A 17326-nucleotide genomic window follows, 5' to 3' on the forward strand; every position below is an offset into this window, starting at 1 on the left:
TTGTTTCGGCCAGAGGGTTGTTCCATGGTCTGCGTAGGTAGCAAGCGGTATCTCGGTCGCATCGTTGCGGCCGCGCTCATCACGATGCTGGCCGGATGCGGGTCGCCTGAGAAGCGGTCGCAGGACTATTATGAACGCGGCATGGCGCTGCTCGAGAAGAACGACGATCTGAACGCACGCGTTGCGCTCTCGACCTCCCTCAAATTCAACAGCAACAGGCTGGACGCGCTCCGCGCTCTCGCCGGCATCGATGAGCGGCTCAAGGATACGGGAGCGCTGTTCCAGGTGCTTCGCCGCATCGTCGAGCTTGATCCGAAAGATTTCGACGCTCGGCTCCGTTTGGCCAAGATCTTGTTCGCCAACAACGGCAACGACGCTGCTCTGAAGCTGCTGGATGCCGCCACCGCGGAGGACAAGGGGCGCGCCGACTATCACGCCCTGCGCGCGGCAGTCCTGTTCAAGGCTGGCGATCTGGCTGGGGCGGTGCGTGACGCCGAGCAGACGATTCGCCTTGAGCCCGGCAATTTCGACGCGCTGATGGTGCTCGCCAGCGCGCAGGTTGCGCGGGGCGACGTCGATGCAGCCCTGCAGATGATCAGCCAGCTGCCATCTGCCTCACAAGACGATACGCGCGTTCTTGCCCTGAAGGTGGCCATCTATGGCAGGAAGCGCGATCTTGTGCAGACCGAAGCCACGTTGAAGAAGCTGGTCGATTCCAAGCCCGAATTCCGTGAGCAGCTCGTCAACCTGTATGTCGAGCAGCGCAGGCTCGACGAGGCGGAAAAGGAGCTGCGCACCGCGGCGGCCGATAGCTCGGCTGACGTCGCCACCAATCTTCGGCTGGTGCGCTTCCTGGCCAGCTTCCGCAGTCCGGCGGCGGCGCAGGAGCAGCTGGAAAGCCGCATCAAGGCTGGTGGCGATGTCTTCCCGTATCAGATGTCCCTCGCTGATCTCGATTATCTGCAGGGCAATCTGGATCAAGCGACGAGCCTGCTCGAATCCGTCGTCAAGACCGCTGCCCCGGATCGCGCCCTTGCGGCCAAGAACAGGCTCGCTCAGGTCTATATCAGGCGCGGCAATACGGAGATGGCCAACAAGCTGGTTTCCGAGGTGTTGGAGAAGGACCGGCGGAACACCGGCGCGCTCAAATTGCGCGCCGCCATGCGACTCGATGCGGGCCAGGTGGATGGAGCCATCGCCGATCTGCGGGAGGCTCTCAACAACGAGCCCAAATCGCCCGAGTTGCTGTTGATGTTCGGCGCTGCCTTTGAGCGCAGTGGAAAGGCCGAGCTTGCTGCACGCCAATATGCCGATGCGGCGAAGTTCTCGAACTTCGCACCGCCTTTCGTGCTTCCCTACGCGGCCTTTCTCCAGGGCGTGCCGGACCTCGCTCAGGCCGAAACCGTCTTGCTGGAGTCGATCGCGCGGAACCCGCGCAGCCTGCCCTTGCTCCAGGCGCTGGCGCAGGTTCGCATCGCCCGCAAGAACTGGACCGGCGCCCTGGCGGTTGCCGATGTCATTCGTGGCGCGGAGGACAGCGCCGGAATCGCCGATCAGGTGCGGGCTGCGGCTCTGGCCGGCCAGAACAAACTCGAGGCGAGCGTGGCCTCGCTCGAAGAGGCCCATGCTGCGGCGCCTGACGCCGTTCGCCCGGCCACGCTGCTGGTCGCCGCCTATCTGCGCTCCGGCCGGCCGGAAAAGGCAGAGGCTCTGCTCACCGACATGCTCAAGCGCCGTCCGGATGAGTCGGCACTCCTCCTGCTGATGGGACAGACGCAGTCGGCCAAAGGCAGAACCGACGAAGCCAAGACGATCTTCAAGCGGGTCATCACGCAGCAGCCCAAGAACGAGGCCGCATATCGCTCGCTCTCCGAGCTCTACGCCAACGAGAAGAGCTTCAACGAGGCGGCCAGCATCCTGAAGGAAGGGCTCAAGGAGAACCCCGACAATTTGAACCTTCGGCTGAGCCAAGCGAGCCTGTCGCTCGCGCGCGGCGACAATGACGGGGCGATCGCGGCTTACGAGGCCGTGCTGAAGGACGACCCGAATGCGCTGCTGGCGGTCAACAATCTGGCCAGCCTGTTGCTGGACGAGCGCACCGACAAAGCGAGCCTCGACCGCGCCGTGCAGCTGGCCGAGCGGCTCAAGAGCTCGGATCTGCCGCAGTTCCAAGACACCTATGCCTGGGCACAGGTGAAGCGCGGCAACACTGCCGAGGCCGTCAAGCTTCTCGAAAGTGTCATCGCCCGCGTGCCGAGCTTCTCGGCAGCGCGCTATCATCTGGCGCAGGGCTATCTCGCGATGGGACGTGCTGCGCAGGCTAATGAGCAGCTCAAGCTTGCGCTCGGCGCGGAGCCGGATGGGACGCCGCTCAAGGACAAGATCCGCGCCGCGATCAGATAAGAGCGAGAAGCCGGGGTCTGATCAATTATCGAGCGGAATGATGGTCGTCGTCTTGGCGACCGTGACCATCAGGCTGTTGGAGCTGGCGGCTCCGCCATTGGTGAGCGGCAGGCCTGTCAGCGGATCAAGCAGCGCATTTCCTGTCGTGGCGGTGCGGTGAAGATAACGGTAGGTGAACGACGCATTCCAATCGCGGGCGATCTGGTAGGCGTAAGAGACGCTGCCGGAGACGAAATCATTGGTCGCTCCGGATGAGGTCTGGCGGGACACATCGCCGGCAACGGAAATGCTCGAACGCGCATTGATCATTTGCGTGACGCCGGCACGGAACGTCGTTCGCTTGGTCAAGGCGCCGGTGATTGCAGGCGACGTCGTCTGGGCTGCCAGCACGTTCAGCGTGGTGTTCTTGGTGATCCGGTAGATGGCGTGCGCGTTGGCGACGAAGCCCACCGAGGACCCGCCGGTCACCGTCGGTCGGAGGGGGCCAGCGAGCGGGAAGGCAGCCGTGCCGGCATCCGCCGTCGCGTAGACCGCACCGGCATTGGCGCCGTAGGTGAATACCGGAGAGAACGAGGATTCGAAACCGCCCGTGGTAGTCACCAGCACGACGCTCGATCGCGGCGTGGAGTCGTAGTTCAGCCACTGCGCCTGGGACGACACCGAGACGGTGGTCATCGGGTCGATGCGGTGGCTCCAGCTCGCTGCGGCGCTCGTATCGGTGAACTGCGTCCCGCTGCTGGCGGGATCGTAGGTCGTCAGCGTCGAGCCGACCGCGAAGGACACCGTGTCGAGCGCCGAGAGGCTCCGCTGGATGCCGCCTCTCACCCCGGTCCGGTTGACGTCGCCATGAACGGTGGTCGGCAGGCCGAGATCGCCGAGAACCGCGACCACAGCGCTGGAGCGCCGAAAGTTACCGTCGAGGAAATTCCTGTCGCCCGGCACCTTTCCCCGGTCTTCATAATGCGCGTTGATGCCGACCGAGTCGGATTCGGTCTGCGTAATGCCGTTGGTCCCACCCCAATATTTCCGATACCCGACGTCACTGTCGATGGTCAGGCGGGAGGTCGGGGTCACTGCGACGGCATTCGCTGTTACGGTGGTGTAGGAGCCGAAGGTCCCGCCCGCCAGCATGTTGCGCATGAACAGATTGTCGTTGAACTCGACCGTCTCGCTCATCGTCGAGCTCAATGACCAGTCCCAGGCCAAAGCCGAGCGCGGCAGCAGCCCCAGGCAGACCGCAACGATGGGCGTAATCCGTTTCACCCGTGCGCCCTCGAACATGGTCACTCCAGGAACCCGCGTTCCGGCACGATGATCACGTCGCCGGCCTGGAGCGAAATATTGGATTCAGGGCTCCCGCCCGACTCGTAGCTCTTGTAGTCGAACGAGAAGATCTGCTCGTTGGCGCCCGTGCCGCGGCGAACCTGGATCCTGCGCCGTGCGGCAAAGGGTCCCAGGCCGCCTGCGAGCGACAGCGCCTGCACCAGCGTCGTGGCCTGGCGAATCGCATAGGGGCCGGGGCGCAGAACCTCGCCGGTGATGAAGATCTTTGGCTTCAGATCGTCTTCGGGCACGTCCGGCTTGGCCGCGTTGGTGAGTGCAACCGTCACCTCCAACTCGCCGGCATCCTTGTAATTGCGCTGCAGCCGGCTCTTGAGCACGCGCTCTAGCCGCTGCGGCGTCAACCCGCTCACCGTGATGTGGCCCGCCAACGGAAAGGCAATCTGGCCGTTGGGATCGACGATCACCGTGCGGTCGAATTTGGGGTCTTGCAGGACGGTGATCGACAGCGTGTCGCCCGGCTTGAGCGTGACCGGAGATACGTCGCCGCTCTGGGCGAAGCTCGCGCTCGCCGACATGAGCAAAATCCCGATCCATGCAATCAGTTTACGCATCGTCCGTTCAATCTGCCCGTGCAGACGCAAAGCAATTTTGTGTCAATTCCGCGCCCACTATGGATAGCGATGCCCCACGGCGCAAGCCTGAAGAGCCCTTGCAGCGCCGTTTGTGGGTTGCCAGTGTCTCGGAAAACCGTTGAGACTACCTATACTTAGCGATTTTGGACGGCTTGTGCAGCGGCAAAATGCTGAACTGTTGCTTATCTGCAATAACGTCCTCGACGATATCGCCGGAAATCACGTCGATGCCGTTCGCATATCCGTATACGAGAGCGGTGTCGCACAGGATGTTGATGGTCCGGGGCACGCCTCCGCTGGCTTCGGCGATCTTCGCTGCAGCGTCGAGGGTGAACATGATTCGGTCAGAACCTGCCTCCGTCACCCGGAACGCGATGTAATTTGCGACCTCGCTGGGGCTCAGCGGCTGCAGATGGAAGTCGGACGAGATCCGCTGGGCGAATTGATGGAGCTGCGGATTGAGCAGAAGATCGCGCAATTGCGGCTGGCCAACGATGATCAGATGCAGGATCTGGTGCTTGTCGGCATTGATGTTGGACAGCATCCGCAGATGCTCGAGCGCATCCAGGCCGAGATTCTGGGCCTCATCGATGATCAGAATGGCGCGGCGACGTCCCGTGTACTGACGATAGAGAAATTCCTGCAGCCTCTTGAAGAGCGTTGGATAATCACCGTCGAACGGCTGGTTGAACGACATCAGGATCCACTGCAGCAGCTCGTGACGGCCCTGCGGTGAATTCGAGATCAGTCCCATGGTGACGTTGGGGCTGAGCTTCTTCAACAGGTGCCGGAGCAGGGTGGTCTTGCCGCAGCCGATGCCGCCGGTGATCACGGTGAACCCGGCATTGTTCGTCACACCGAATTCGAGCATGGTATAGGCCATGCGATGCATATTGCCCCAATAGATCAGGTCGGGGTCCGGTAGGATCGTAAAGGGCTTCTCGCGAAACCCGTAATACGCCTCGTACATCGCTGTTCCTTGAAAGCCTGCGCCGTCTCAGATCATCCCTCTTCGCCATTGTTGGCGCCAAGTGATCTCGCGGTAATACAGCTTAACAAACTTATTGTGGTTCGGCAGCGCAATGGTCTAAATGTCATCCACTTTTTCATATAGAAATGGTACGTTATTTGCAACTGGGACACTCACCCGTAGGGCCCGATTCGCTTGCCGATGCTTCAGAAGGTTAACTACGAGGATGACGCCGAGACGGGTGACGATCGCCAGAGCAATCTCCTCAGGCCGTCATTCTATTGGGAGATCTTCAAGCGCAGGTTTCTGTATCTTCTGCTGCCGCTGATCGTGATCGTTTCTGCAGGCGCCGGCGTCGCTTTGGTCTGGCCGCCGACTTACCTGTCGGAAGGCAAGATCCTGGTTCAGTCGCAGTTGATCCCGACCGAGCTGGTGCGGCCGACTGTCACAAGCGCCGCTCAGGAACGTATCCAGGTGATCGAGCAGCGTCTGATGACGCGCGACAATCTCATCGCCATCGTCGACAAGTTCCAGTTGTTCCAAGCGCAGCGGAACCTGATGTCGCCGACGCAGCTCGTCGACCTGATGAAGGCGAAGACCTCCATTACCATCATCAATCAGACGCTGTCTTTTTCCCGGCGCACCGAGAATCCCACGATTGTCTTCACCGTGGGGTATGAGGATTCCAACCCGAACCTGGCCGCCGGCGTCGCCAACGAGCTGGTCACCCGAATTCTGAACGAAGATATCCGCGATCGGACCAGCCGCGCGTCGGATACCACCAAGTTCCTCGGGCGTGAGGTCGAGCGTCTTCAGGCGGAGAGTGCGGCCCTGGAATCGAAGATCGCCCAGGCCAAGGAAACCCAGGGCACACCCAGCGCGGGCGCGATCGATCCGCTGGCGCAGATGCGGGCGGAATATGCGCAGAAGAGCGCGATCTATTCGGACAAGCATCCGATGATGAAGGCGCTCAAGCGGCAGATCGAGGCTGCCGAGAAGACGCTGGCTCCGTCGAACTCCAATGGCGTGAACCTGGACGCGCTGCAGTCGCAGCGCGAGGCGATTCAGAAGAACCTCGAAAACGCCAGCGCCAAATATGCCGCGGCCCAGCTGGGCGAGGCCCTGGAGAAGAATCAGCAATCGGAAAAATTCGAAGTCCTGGAGCAGCCCGCAGTTCCCCAGGAGCCGATTCGTCCCAACCGGCGCAAGATCCTCAGTCTCAGCCTGTTGCTCGGCTTGGGCGTCGGCGGCGGCTTGACCCTGCTGCTGGAGATGTTGGACAAGACGATTCGGCGCACCGCCGATATCTATGGTCTGTTCGACAGCCACTTTGTCGTGGCGCTTCCGTACATCGTGACCAAGGGCGAGGTGTTGCGAAGCAAGCGGCGTACGCGTCTCCTGATCGCCGCAGGCGTTGGTTTCGTGGTTTTGGTTGCCGTGCTTGCCTTTGTGCTGCTGCCTTGGGACCTGATGATCGCCAAAGCACGCGTCGGATTGTTTCGATAGCTTCAGTTGGAGAAGAGATTTTGGATCCGATAAGGCAGGCGCTCGAGCGAGCCAGGTCGGCGCGTTTGAGTTCGAAAGACGCTTCGCTTGATCCATTCACGCCCGAGGCTTCGGCGGGCGCCGAAATCGTCTACCGTGAAGTCAAGCTCAGTGCGGCGCATCTCGAGGCCAAGCGGATCGTTGCCCACGATCCGATGCTGGAAAGCGGTCGCTATTACGACATGCTGCGAACCCAGGTGCTGCAGGCGATGGATGACCAGGGCTGGCAGATCCTGGCCATTACCTCGCCGACGGCGGGCTGCGGCAAGACGGTGACCGCATGCAACCTGGCCATGAGCATCGCCCGCCTGCCGGAGCGATCGGTGCTGCTCATCGACATGGATATGATGAAGCCCAAGGTCGCCGATTATCTCGGCATTGAGGCCAAGAACGGCATCCTGAGCGTGCTCCAGGTGCGGGCCGGACTCAGCAGCACGATGGTTCGGACCTCCATCCAGGACAATGAGTTGCTGGTTCTGCCTGGTGAAGTCTGCCGCTCCGGCTCGGCCGAGTGGATGGCGTCGCAGGCGATGACCTCGCTGATCGAGACCCTGAAGCGGGATTTCAGGTCTTACGTGATCATCCTGGATCTGCCGCCCGTCCTGATCGGCGACGACGTGCTCGCGATCCTGCCCTGGCTGGAATCGATTCTGCTGGTCACCGCGGTGGGGACGTCCACGCTGCCAGACATCAAGGAATGCTACAAGCACCTGAAGTCGGCTCCGATCGTCCGTGTCCTGGTGAACAAGGTCTCAGAACGAACCGAAAGCTATTACGGCTACGGCTATCATTATGGGGCGAGCTGAGGCTTCGTTTCGTCAGGGAGAGGTCTCGAGCAGGCCGGCCGGAATGAACTCGGCGATCCTGGCGGCCGGAACGAAATACTTCGCAAGGTCGAATATCACGGGCTGCTGACCACTGCCCGCCGGCGGTTGGAACGATTGCGAGATCTTCCGGCTCACGATGCCGAGGAGGCACTGCGCGTCCGCATCGAAGATGCCGGACCCCGAATTGCCGGTGCTCGCGACATCCTTGATCAACGTATCGAACTTTCGCGCGTCCTGCGGCAGCCAGATCGGCGACAGGATCTCGGTCGCGACCTCCTGCTCCGGAGTGACGCTGATCACCCGTTCGCCAGGTGTTGGAGGGGTTTTGCACAGGTCGATCCGCAGGGTTCGGATCTCCGGCGCCAGATCGCGATCGTCGATCGCAAGCAATGTCAGGTCGGAGGCTTCGAACGGCTCCTGCTTCACGATCCTGGCGGGCAGGCGCTTGCCCGCAATCGACACCAGTGGAACCTGCCACCTGTTTCCGACGACATGCGAGGCCGTCAAGACCCAGCCCTTCCCGAGATAGATCCCGCTGCCGATGCGGACCTCCTGGGCCGAGTTGATCGCCACCGCAAACGGCAGGAGCGAGCTTGGGCGGTCAGCGGCCCTGGTCGCAGCGACGGTCAGGCCGAAGCTGAATAACAGGCACCACCCGAAACATCTCACAGCGCAGGAGAGGGCGGATATCATGGCCCGTTCTCAGGTTGCGCCGACGAAGAACTTCTCATTGTTCGGGCCGATGGCCTTGATCAGATCCTGAATGAACTTGGCCTGCAGCCGGTAGGCGGCATCTTCGGAGATGCCGACGGTGGACACGCGAAACAGCGCCCCGTCGGGAATGAGGCCCATAAGGCCGTATTTCATGCGGGCGAGCTGCCGATCGAAAACGCCGGTGACGACGTCATTGCCGATGCGGATCCAGTAGGTCACCGGCTCAAAGCGTCCCTCTTTGGTGGCCGTGACCCGGCTCAGCGGCAACGGACTGGCCTCGGAGCGGTAGGACACGGAGCTCAGCTTCTTCTCGGTGACACGAAAGCCGGCAGCGCCGTAACAGACCTCGGGAAGGTGGGCCTTCAGGCGATAATCCTGCACCGGTCCATAAGCCACCAGCAGCATCACGATGTTGCCGGCGCGATCCATGTAGCCGCGTCCGACTTCCTGGCTGTAGATCTTGACCGACGCGTCCTCGACAAAGCCGCCGGGGTCCGGCGTGACCAGGCCGACATTCGGGACCAGGGTCCATTCGCCGAACTTGGTCGGGATGACCTGCTCGAGATTGGGCACGGTGGAGGCATTCGCCATCAGCTCCCGCGGCCGCAGCGTCTCGGCCAGAAGCGCTGCGCACAAGATGGCGAGCGCTGCGAGCAGAGCTTGAACCGGATTGACTTTCATCGCGGAGCCTCGGATACGAACCCGCAGGCCGTATAGCCGGACTGCCGCTGAATATCACCATAGAAGCCCGATTTTCTCAAGTTTGGTCGAGGACCTCGACCGGTGCCGGAGATGGCGATACGAACGGTTCCGGTCAGATGTCGAGCGCGCGGCGAAGGCCGCTGGCGATGCGACAGAACGACCCGACAAAGCTACGCGACTTCGACAAAGGCATTTCTTCGTTTTGGAGCTATTTCATGAGCATGGTCAGGCTCAGCCGCGCGGGTCGTCTTGCTGCATCGATCGCATTATGCAGCATCGCTCTGATGGGATGCAGCAAGAAGGCCGAGGAGAAGGCCGACGTGGCGAAGAGCCAGATCGTCGCGCGTCTCGGCGAGGATGTCGTCACCACGCAGGAGCTCGACAATGAGTTTCGCGTCGCTCAGGTGCCCGCCGACAAGCGCAAGGATCCCGCGGTGGTCCGGCAGGTGCTCGGAGAGCTGGTGTCGCGGAAATATCTCGTCCGCCAGGCCCTGGATGCCAAGCTCGACCGTGAGCCGACCGTTCTGCTCGATCTGCTGCGCGCGCGCGAGACGGTTCTTGCCAAGGCGGCGGCTTCACGCGAAGTGGCCAAGAAGAGCTCGGCCATCGTGGGAAGCGATGTCGACGCCTATATCAGCAGCAATCCGATGAAATTCGCCAACCGCCAGGTTGCCTCTATCGAGCAGATCGTGGTGCCGACCAATGCGGCCTCGCAGGATGTGTTCGAGGCGACACGCGAGATGAAGTCGCTCGACGAGGTGGCGCAGAAGCTGACGGCGCTCGGAATCGCTCATTCGCGCTCCACGGGAGCCCTGAGCAGCGCCGATATCCCGGCTGATGTGTTCGATCGCATCAGGCAGCGTCAAGCGGATGATATCTTCCTGCTGCGGGGCCAGCCGAACAGCGTGTTCTTCAAGGTCAACACGGTCGAGACCAGGCCGCTCGAGGGTGAGGCCGCAGCCCGGCTGGCGCGTCAGGCCATGCAGGTCGATCTCGCAAGGTCGGAGGCGAGCCTGGCGTCCGTCGAGGCCGTGCTGGCGGCCAAATACGAAGGCGACTATGCCGAGATCATGAAGATTCAGGCTCCCAAATGATCTGAAACACGGGGGCCGCAGCGCAGAAGCTGAGGATTGTCGCCGATCTGGGCCGTGATGACCATGAACGAACCCTTCGATATTCTGACTGTGTTCTGCTTTCTGGCGATGGTGATCGCGTTCTTCGTGTGGTCGGACCGGGAGCCGCGCACCCTGCTGCGGTTTGCGCTCAGCGCGGTTGCTTTCGCAGGCGCGAACCAGTTGGGCAACAATGGCTGGCCGTTGCCTGCCTTGCTGCTGATCGCAGCTGGCGCGGCCTATGCGTTTCTTACGGTCCGTGCCGGCTGAGGACGAAAGGTCGCGCGGCCACGAAATTCATGCTCCCTGCGCTGCCATTGCGCTGCTTTCCGCCCGATGCTACGCCTTGGACGCTTTCTGGTAAGAGATTTCGGGCGTAATGACCTATTTTGATACCAGTGCGGCGTCCTGGGCGCCTGCCTCGCGACGGTGGTTTTGGCCCGCAGTGATCGCCGTTTCATTTGCGATTGCTTACACGCCGACCTTCATCACTCTGGCCCAGGGACCCTGGCGGACCGAGCAGGAGGGGCATGGGCCGTTGATCATCGCCGCATCGGCTTGGCTGGCCTGGCGGTCACGCGCCCTGATCTGGAATGCCGAACTACGTCCGGCTCCGCTGCCCGGCTGGGTGGCTCTGTTGTCTGGGCTTTGCCTCCTGGTCCTGGCGCGCAACCAGGATGTCTGGTTTCTCGAGGTCGCCTCGGAAATCCCTGTCATCGCCGGCCTCGTGTTGTTGCTCGCCGGCTGGCGGCTGCTGCGGGTCCTGGCCTTCCCGATCGGCTTCCTGATCTTCTCGGCGCCTGCGCCAGGCTGGATGGTGGATGCCGCAACGATCCCGCTCAAGGTGTTCATCTCGGACTCTGTCACGCAGTTGCTCTACAGTGCCGGCTATCCGATCGCCCAGAACGGCGTCGTCATTCTGATCGGCCCCTATCAACTCCTGGTGCAGGATGCGTGCTCGGGCCTGAACTCGATCTTCGTTCTCTCGGCGCTGGGCGTCTTCTACGTCTACGCCTTCCGATGGAACGAGAAGATCAGGGCGATCGCTCTGCTGCTCCTGATCATCCCCATCACGGTGTTTGCGAATTTCCTGCGGGTCACCTCGCTGGTGCTGATCGCCTATTACGGCGGCGTCGACAGGATGGAGGGACCGCTGCACGATCTGACCGGCGTCGCGTTGTTCGTCGTGGCCGTGGTCCTGATGTTCCTGGCCGACGGCGCGATCAGTCTGCTGATGAAGCTGTTCGGCCGGCGCAGCACGCGATTGGTCACGCCTTAGATCATGACGTGTGTCATGCTCTGGCGCGGCTGAGGCGACCACAGCAGAGCTACGTGACAGAGCCGCACCTTCAGCGCAGCTACTTCCCAGGGGCTGTCTGTGCGGCCGCCGAACGATACACGGCCAGAATCTGCGCGATCTTTCGATCCCAATCGAAGTGATCGCGGGCGCGTTCGTAGCCGGCCTGGCCCAGCCGGCAGCGCAGTGGCGCCGATGTTGCAAGCGTGCTCATGGCATGGGCGAAGCCGTTGATCAGCGCTTCGCGGGAGTCCGGTTTCACCAAGATGCCGCAGCTGGAGTTGAGGTAGTCGATCGGTCCGCCCCAATCCGTGGCGATCACCGGCAGCGCCATGGCCATGGCCTCCAGCACCACCGCCCCGCCGCATTCGAACAGGCTGGGTAACACCAGCGCGTCCGACGCCCGCATTCGCTCGGCGCACGCTTCCTGCGGCATCCAGCCGGAAAATGCGATCTGTGACGCGACGCCCCGGCTTTCGGCGAGGGCCTCCCAGCTTTTGCGCATCGGACCGTCGCCGACGATCTCCAGGGCTAGCGAGGCGCGATCCGGTAGTCTCGCCATTGCCTCGATGACGATGTCGACCGCCTTCCAGTCGACCAGGCGGCCGACGAAGATGAACTTCACCTTTGTCTCGTCTCTATCGTCCGCTTTGTCGCCGCGGCGCCAGATCGAAAAGTCCACGCCGTTCTCGACGAGTTCGACGACCTTGCCTGTGACGCCCTTGGGCAAGGCATGGCGCGTGCGCTGATTCGCGACGAGAACGACGTCAGCGCGCAGCTTGCCGGGAAAGATCGCATGGGCGAAGCGGGCAAGAAACCGTCCGAACCTGAGTGCAACGACAGATAGAACGTCCTGCTCCCTCTGAAACGCGTCCGGATACTCCATTCCGCCATTGAGCGGTCCGACCACGACCGCGGTACCCAGCCCGTACATCAAGGATGGCGTCTTCGGCGACACCGGGATCGGTTCATGAACGACATCCACGCGTCCCCGTTTCATGAGGTCACGGATCAGGCGGCGTTGCGCGACTTGCGTGCTGAGATGCACGAGCATGCCGCAGGTGATGTCCGCCACGCGTCTGGGAAGCAGGCGACTCAGCCGGTTCATGGCGCGGTGGAACGCTGTATCTGGCGCAAAATGCAGCCGGTCTGCGTGATGCGGAAATTCGTGAGACAGCTCCTCGCGGTTGCGCGCGTGGGCGACGAGATGCACGTCCTCTCCGCGGGCCAGCAGCAGCCTGAAATAGTTGAACGGGATGAACGCCTCGCCGCCGAACCGGCGAGATGCATTGCTGGCGACGATGACGATGCGCATGAGCTGGCTTTTTGCGGTGGATCGATCGGCTTCCGGCGCGGCGGCCGCTGTTGAGAGGGCGGTGTTGAAAGAGGCGGTGTTGGACGTGGATCCGCCTGCGCGTCTCGTGATCATCGCCCTCAATATCGCGCGACAATCTAGCGGCTGGCTGGCGCCATTACCATCCCGCGATGAGTTGCTTGGCTTCGAACTCGAGACGCGGCGCGTTCGCCTCGAGTTCGGTCTGAACCTGCCGCAGGTCATCGTCGCGATAAAAGAAATCCGAGCAGCGGGAATTGTAGTCCACGACGAGCAGGTTCAGATGACGGGCCTGTTCCGGCGTCTTGATCCATTGCTTGATCAGCCGCAGCCGTTCCTTCTGGAAATGGCAATAGCGGACCGCGTCCAATTCCAGGCGTTGCCCGGTGCCGACCGGCGGCTTCGTCTGGCGGGCCAAAGGAGGCGGGTCGGCGGTTGCGGCCGATGACGTGAAATCCGATGAAATGCCGCGGAGCCAATGCGCGCTGAGGTTGATAGCGGCTCCTCCGAGCATGATGGCGACCAGGCCGCCCGCGCCGAGCGCCAACGGGCGCAACAGCCGTCGGCGGAGGCTGGGGCGCGCGCTTTTCTTTCGAAGCAGGCCCATTCGACGGATGCGTCCGAGAAGAACCTCGGCCAGACGACGGCGTCGGGGCACTGGCTTGGCGGGCGGCGCAGCTGGCTTGCGGCTGCTCTGGGGAGGCACGGCTCCAACGAAGGATTGCATGAACTTCAGGCTGTTTCGCATCTCCTTCAGCAGCGCGGGAGGCGCCGCGTTCGCCTCGCCATAGACGATCAATCCGGAGATGAGTGCGATCACCGCTTTGCCCGCTTGCGGCGCGTTGCTCAGGCTGAGCGTGAACTGATGCATCCTCTTCCAGCCCAGCTCGCGCGAGGCCGGCTCGGCGATCTTGGTGGTCTGGACAAAGGCATTCCAAAGGGCGCGTGCGGGCCCGACAGACCGCTCGCCGAAGCCGGAGCTTTCCAACGCTGCGATGATGTCCGGGAGATTGGCTTGCGCGCTCTCGATCGCCGTACTCAGCTCTTCGAGCTGGGCCGTCTCGGCCAGTCGGGACAGCAGGCGGGCGTCGGCGCTCAGCTGGTCCATCGTGGTCGGGACGGCAGCGAAGATCACGCTGCTGGCATCGCTGATCGCCAATGCGGCCTTGGATTCGCCGGCCTGCGCGAGGAATGCGATGAGTTCACGGATCGCGCCGAGCGGCGTATCGAAGTCGACATCTGGGCCGGATGTGAGCTGCCGAGCCAGCAGCGGGCGGCACAGCGACGTCCAGAGATGAACGGATTCCCTGAGGCGCTCCTGCAGCGCCACGTCTTTCGGGTGCTCACGCAGCAACGCGCAGACCCGTTCGATGAAACCTCCGGCATCCCGGCGCGGTCCGTCGATCGCGCTCTGGTAGTTGTCGAGCAGCACGTCAAGCCGCGTCCAGCGATGGGTGTCCTTCGCGGAGAGGATTTGGATGGCGCAGTCCAGCATCGCCGGCGCGGCGTCCCAGACCGTCTCATAGCCGTCGAGCGCAGCTGCCAGATGCAGTTCGAGAACAGGCCCCAGCACATCATGGACATTGGCGAGCGACGGAGGCGGAAGCTCCGCGCTCTGACGCGCGGCCTTGAGATTCGCATAGACCTCGTTGACGTCGATCGCGGCCTGGGCCGAGATCAGATCGGTGAGCAGCTCGCCGGGCGCGGGTCGATGGCTTGCGAGATGCGCCAGAAGATTGGCGCGATCGAGCGGAGCCAAGCTCTGCGCAAAGGACAGCGCATCGTCGACCGGAACATCGTTGTCGAGCGCAAGATAGAATGCCGTCGTCTCGGTGGGCGAACAGCTCAGCGGATATGTCAGTTCGTGGAAGAGGCGCGTGTTGAGGTCGGAGAGAGCGTCGTGCGCAGCCTGGATCTCGCCCGGCGAAGCGGTGTGGGCCTCTTGAGCAAGATGAAGGGCCTCGCTCACAGCCCGCTTGGAGGCCGCGGGATCGATGCGCAGGAGTCGAAACGGCTGCGTGAGAAGGTCAAAGTGACTGGGCGTTCGCGTGGGATCCACGGCCATATCGACAAAAAATACTCAGCAGGACAACGATAGTCGCCACAATAGGGGCGTAGCTCGACATAAAACACGTGGAAATATTCACCGCAATTGAACTGGTCAGTGTTCCGCCAAGTCTATTATAATACCGTTTGGCCTCGTCAGCTGTTCGCAGGCCGAGCCGCATCGCTGCCGAATTTTCTTGCGGATTCAATAGTTAATTCGCGCGGCTTGATGTTGATAACCGCGGCCGTCAGCCAAAATTACCGCCAAATCCCGCGATTGCAGGATGTTGCTGCATGAGCACAGCTAACAGTTCGTGTCCTTGTCATGGCGAGAAGGCGGCTATCGAACCTTGCTTTCGCGCCACCGAGACGGTAATCAGGATGCGCCGCGTTAGGAATTCATTTATCACAATCTCAATATGGGGGTCGCGTAATGCGAAAATCATTGGCTCTGCTGGCATTGACTGCCGCATGCATCGCTTCCGTCCAGGCCAAGGCTGCCACGGTTACGCTGAACGCGCTGGCCTTCGGTTCCACAACGGCTCCGGTTTCTGCCAATCAGATCGTTGAAACGTTCGACAGCCGGTCCTCCGCAAACTTCACCAACGGCGCTCTGACGTTCTCGTCTTCAGGTGCGACTATCCAGAACGGTTCGGTGGCCGGGCAGTTTGCCGCGCCGTATTTTCCCGGCGGTTCCGACACTACGAATTACCTGAACGTCTTCGGTGGGGCGACGGAGACCATCACGGTCGGGAACGGGTCGCTGGGAACCTATTTCGGCCTCTATATCGGTTCTCTTGATACCTACAACTCGATCGCCTTCTACAAGAACAACGTCCTGATTGAGAGCTTCTCGGGCGCGCAGATCGCGTCTTTGACCGGGTTGACCGCGTCGTCTTACCCGAACTCGACGGCGACCAATGCAAATCGGTTTGTCGAGTTCTCGTTCGACATCACCTCCTATTTCGACAAGATCGTGTTGGCGAGCGGTACGAATTCGCTGGAAGTGGACAACGCGACTGTCAATCTGAACACGATGACTCAGGGCGTTCCTGAGGCCTCGACTTGGGTCATGATGATCCTGGGCTTCCTGAGTGTCGGCCTGATCGGTTATCGCCGGCGCGGCAGCGGTGTCGCCCTGCGCCTGGTGTGATCAGACGTCTCAACGAATGTTCTGAAAGCTGCCCTTCGGGGCAGCTTTTTTATTTGCCGCTCCCCGCATCTTCGTCCTGGTGCTGAGGAGACCTAACGAATCCGGCCCATGCCGCAGACGCCGATGACCATGTCCTTCAATCGCGACAGCATGGGCGATGGCGCGTGCACGTCGCTCGTGGCCGTTCGGCTGAACTGGATGAATTGACCCATGCGGGTCTGGAAGGTCTCGCCGGTGTAGATGTTGATTCGGGTCTGGAGCTGCTGCCAGCGCTGCCGGTAGACATGCGCGGCCCTTCGGGCCCTCTCCGCGATGTCCCCTGGCTGGGTCGCGCTGAGCCGGTCGAAAATGGCTTCCAGGGCTTGATAGAATTCGACCCGCGATCGATGGCGGGAGAGGGGGGCCTCGAGCGCCGCCCCGATGCGCTCGACCAGTCCACGCTTGCGGGAGCCGAACGCGTTGCCCTGGTGCTGCCGATACAGGCAGAGGGATTCCTCGATATGTGAGACGCGACCGAGGGCTGCCCCGAAGGCGTAGATCCAGGTGTCGTGCGACAACGGACGGTCGGGCGCTTCGGGCTGGCGCGGACGTTCTTCGGGTGGGACGAGTTCCAGCAGCCGCCGGTCGAACATCATGGTGTTTCCCCAACCGAGACCGACATAGGGATCGAGCTCCAGCGGCTCGCAGACCCGCGATGCCGTGATCCCTTGCGTCAGCACGCCCATGGGCGCGAGCGCGACGTCGGTCAGGACCGACGTGTGCAGAGCCACCCACGAATCGTCCTGTTGCAGCCGGCGCTGCGCGAGCGCGAGTTTCGTCGGGCGCCAGACGTCATCCTGGTCGGAGAAGGCGATGAAACGCCCGGAGCAGGCGCGCGCCGCGCGGAAGAAATTATCGGCAAAGCCGAGATGCGGCTCGCCCGAGATGATTCGGACCGGAAACGGCGCGGTCCTGGCGAACTCTGCGATGATGTCGAGGGTCGCGTCCTGCGAGCCGTCATCGCTGACGATGAGTTCGTCGGGGAGCACCGTCTGGCTGACATAGCTGGAGAGCTGTTCGTTCAGGAACTGAGAGCCATTGAAGGTCGCGAGGGCGATGGAAATGTTGGTCATGGCGGATCAGTTTTCCGGGGCGAGCACGCGGGCGAATTGCCCCGCCCTGTTGATAACGGGCGCCCGTGGCTGGGGTGCCAACGCATCCTCACGGGCGCACTGCTGGCCAAAGCCGCAATTCAAGCACGGAACGTGAGGGGACGGATCGAGGAAGCGAATTCGCGCTGACAGGAGCTTTCAATCCGGCTCAATGCCC

The 17326-nt window shown here is 62.1% G+C and carries 15 protein-coding genes; 7 read left to right on the plus strand and 8 right to left on the minus strand.

Annotation, left to right across the window (positions count from 1 at the left end; translation table 11 throughout):
- The first annotated feature begins 24 nt into the window (after positions 1 to 24).
- Entirely contained in the window at positions 25 to 2403 is a 2379-nt protein-coding gene (locus BBTA_RS04780; RefSeq protein ID WP_041750332.1) for a tetratricopeptide repeat protein, read from the plus strand.
- Between the two features lie 21 nt (positions 2404 to 2424).
- Here BBTA_RS04780 and BBTA_RS04785 read toward each other — a convergent pair whose 3' ends face one another.
- The 3 genes from BBTA_RS04785 to BBTA_RS04795 form a co-directional block, all read right to left on the minus strand.
- Positions 2425 to 3684: a hypothetical protein gene (locus BBTA_RS04785; protein ID WP_244424333.1), complete on the minus strand. Its 1260-nt coding sequence runs from the start codon at positions 3682 to 3684 to the stop codon at positions 2425 to 2427.
- 2 nt (positions 3685 to 3686) lie between these two features.
- Positions 3687 to 4328, minus strand: a complete 642-nt coding sequence (locus tag BBTA_RS04790) for a polysaccharide biosynthesis/export family protein (RefSeq protein ID WP_244424335.1) — start codon at positions 4326 to 4328, stop codon at positions 3687 to 3689.
- A gap of 115 nt (positions 4329 to 4443) precedes the next feature.
- Positions 4444 to 5289, minus strand: coding sequence for an ExeA family protein (locus tag BBTA_RS04795; RefSeq protein ID WP_012041317.1), 846 nt, complete (start codon positions 5287 to 5289; stop codon positions 4444 to 4446).
- A gap of 360 nt (positions 5290 to 5649) precedes the next feature.
- Here BBTA_RS04795 and BBTA_RS04800 point away from each other — a divergent pair, with 360 nt between their 5' ends.
- Positions 5650 to 6795, plus strand: coding sequence for a sugar transporter (locus BBTA_RS04800; RefSeq protein ID WP_244424339.1), 1146 nt, complete (start codon positions 5650 to 5652; stop codon positions 6793 to 6795).
- Positions 6750 to 7640, plus strand: a complete 891-nt coding sequence (locus BBTA_RS04805; protein WP_244424341.1) for a CpsD/CapB family tyrosine-protein kinase — start codon at positions 6750 to 6752, stop codon at positions 7638 to 7640. The genes BBTA_RS04800 and BBTA_RS04805 overlap by 46 nt, the downstream gene beginning before the upstream one ends.
- A gap of 12 nt (positions 7641 to 7652) precedes the next feature.
- Here BBTA_RS04805 and BBTA_RS04810 read toward each other — a convergent pair whose 3' ends face one another.
- Together BBTA_RS04810 and epsI are read right to left on the minus strand one after the other, a co-directional pair.
- Positions 7653 to 8354, minus strand: a complete 702-nt coding sequence (locus tag BBTA_RS04810; RefSeq protein ID WP_063719751.1) for a serine protease — start codon at positions 8352 to 8354, stop codon at positions 7653 to 7655.
- Between the two features lie 9 nt (positions 8355 to 8363).
- Complete coding sequence (gene epsI, locus BBTA_RS04815; RefSeq protein WP_041750336.1) at positions 8364 to 9056, minus strand: exosortase-associated protein EpsI, V-type; 693 nt, start codon at positions 9054 to 9056, stop codon at positions 8364 to 8366.
- 236 nt (positions 9057 to 9292) lie between these two features.
- Between epsI and BBTA_RS04820 the strand changes: the two genes are divergently transcribed.
- From BBTA_RS04820 to xrt, 3 genes are all read left to right on the plus strand, one after another.
- Positions 9293 to 10171 carry a hypothetical protein gene (locus BBTA_RS04820; protein ID WP_168167865.1) on the plus strand — a complete coding sequence of 293 codons (879 nt, stop codon included), beginning with the start codon at positions 9293 to 9295 and terminating at the stop codon, positions 10169 to 10171.
- A 63-nt stretch (positions 10172 to 10234) separates the two neighbouring features.
- Positions 10235 to 10459: an XrtV sorting system accessory protein gene (locus BBTA_RS04825; RefSeq protein ID WP_012041323.1), complete on the plus strand. Its 225-nt coding sequence runs from the start codon at positions 10235 to 10237 to the stop codon at positions 10457 to 10459.
- Between the two features lie 175 nt (positions 10460 to 10634).
- A complete protein-coding gene (gene xrt / locus BBTA_RS04830) occupies positions 10635 to 11468 on the plus strand; it encodes an exosortase (RefSeq protein ID WP_168167866.1) in 834 nt (277 codons plus the stop codon).
- 79 nt (positions 11469 to 11547) lie between these two features.
- Here the strand turns inward: xrt and BBTA_RS04835 are convergent, their stop codons facing one another.
- Positions 11548 to 12801: a glycosyltransferase family 4 protein gene (locus BBTA_RS04835; RefSeq protein WP_012041325.1), complete on the minus strand. Its 1254-nt coding sequence runs from the start codon at positions 12799 to 12801 to the stop codon at positions 11548 to 11550.
- Positions 12802 to 12958: 157 nt separating this feature from the next.
- Positions 12959 to 14788: a hypothetical protein gene (locus BBTA_RS04840; RefSeq protein ID WP_244424343.1), complete on the minus strand. Its 1830-nt coding sequence runs from the start codon at positions 14786 to 14788 to the stop codon at positions 12959 to 12961.
- Positions 14789 to 15298: 510 nt separating this feature from the next.
- Here BBTA_RS04840 and BBTA_RS04845 point away from each other — a divergent pair.
- Entirely contained in the window at positions 15299 to 16018 is a 720-nt protein-coding gene (locus BBTA_RS04845; RefSeq protein WP_012041327.1) for a PEP-CTERM domain protein, read from the plus strand.
- Between the two features lie 92 nt (positions 16019 to 16110).
- Here BBTA_RS04845 and BBTA_RS38040 read toward each other — a convergent pair whose 3' ends face one another.
- Entirely contained in the window at positions 16111 to 17130 is a 1020-nt protein-coding gene (locus tag BBTA_RS38040) for a glycosyltransferase family 2 protein (protein ID WP_012041328.1), read from the minus strand.
- Positions 17131 to 17326: the final 196 nt, after the last annotated feature.

The organism is Bradyrhizobium sp. BTAi1, from assembly GCF_000015165.1.
GTDB lineage: Bacteria > Pseudomonadota > Alphaproteobacteria > Rhizobiales > Xanthobacteraceae > Bradyrhizobium > Bradyrhizobium denitrificans.

Bases quoted from the DNA above. Each gene is read 5' to 3' on its own strand.
- BBTA_RS04780 (WP_041750332.1), top strand. From the start codon at position 25: ATGGTCTGCGTAGGTAGCAAGCGGTATCTCGGTCGCATCGTTGCGGCC.
- BBTA_RS04785 (WP_244424333.1), bottom strand. From the start codon at position 3,684: ATGTTCGAGGGCGCACGGGTGAAACGGATTACGCCCATCGTTGCGGTC.
- BBTA_RS04795 (WP_012041317.1), bottom strand. From the start codon at position 5,289: ATGTACGAGGCGTATTACGGGTTTCGCGAGAAGCCCTTTACGATCCTA.
- BBTA_RS04810 (WP_063719751.1), bottom strand. From the start codon at position 8,354: ATGATATCCGCCCTCTCCTGCGCTGTGAGATGTTTCGGGTGGTGCCTG.
- epsI (WP_041750336.1), bottom strand. From the start codon at position 9,056: ATGAAAGTCAATCCGGTTCAAGCTCTGCTCGCAGCGCTCGCCATCTTG.
- BBTA_RS04820 (WP_168167865.1), top strand. From the start codon at position 9,293: ATGAGCATGGTCAGGCTCAGCCGCGCGGGTCGTCTTGCTGCATCGATC.
- BBTA_RS04825 (WP_012041323.1), top strand. From the start codon at position 10,235: ATGAACGAACCCTTCGATATTCTGACTGTGTTCTGCTTTCTGGCGATG.
- BBTA_RS04835 (WP_012041325.1), bottom strand. From the start codon at position 12,801: ATGCGCATCGTCATCGTCGCCAGCAATGCATCTCGCCGGTTCGGCGGC.
- BBTA_RS04845 (WP_012041327.1), top strand. From the start codon at position 15,299: ATGCGAAAATCATTGGCTCTGCTGGCATTGACTGCCGCATGCATCGCT.
- BBTA_RS38040 (WP_012041328.1), bottom strand. From the start codon at position 17,130: ATGACCAACATTTCCATCGCCCTCGCGACCTTCAATGGCTCTCAGTTC.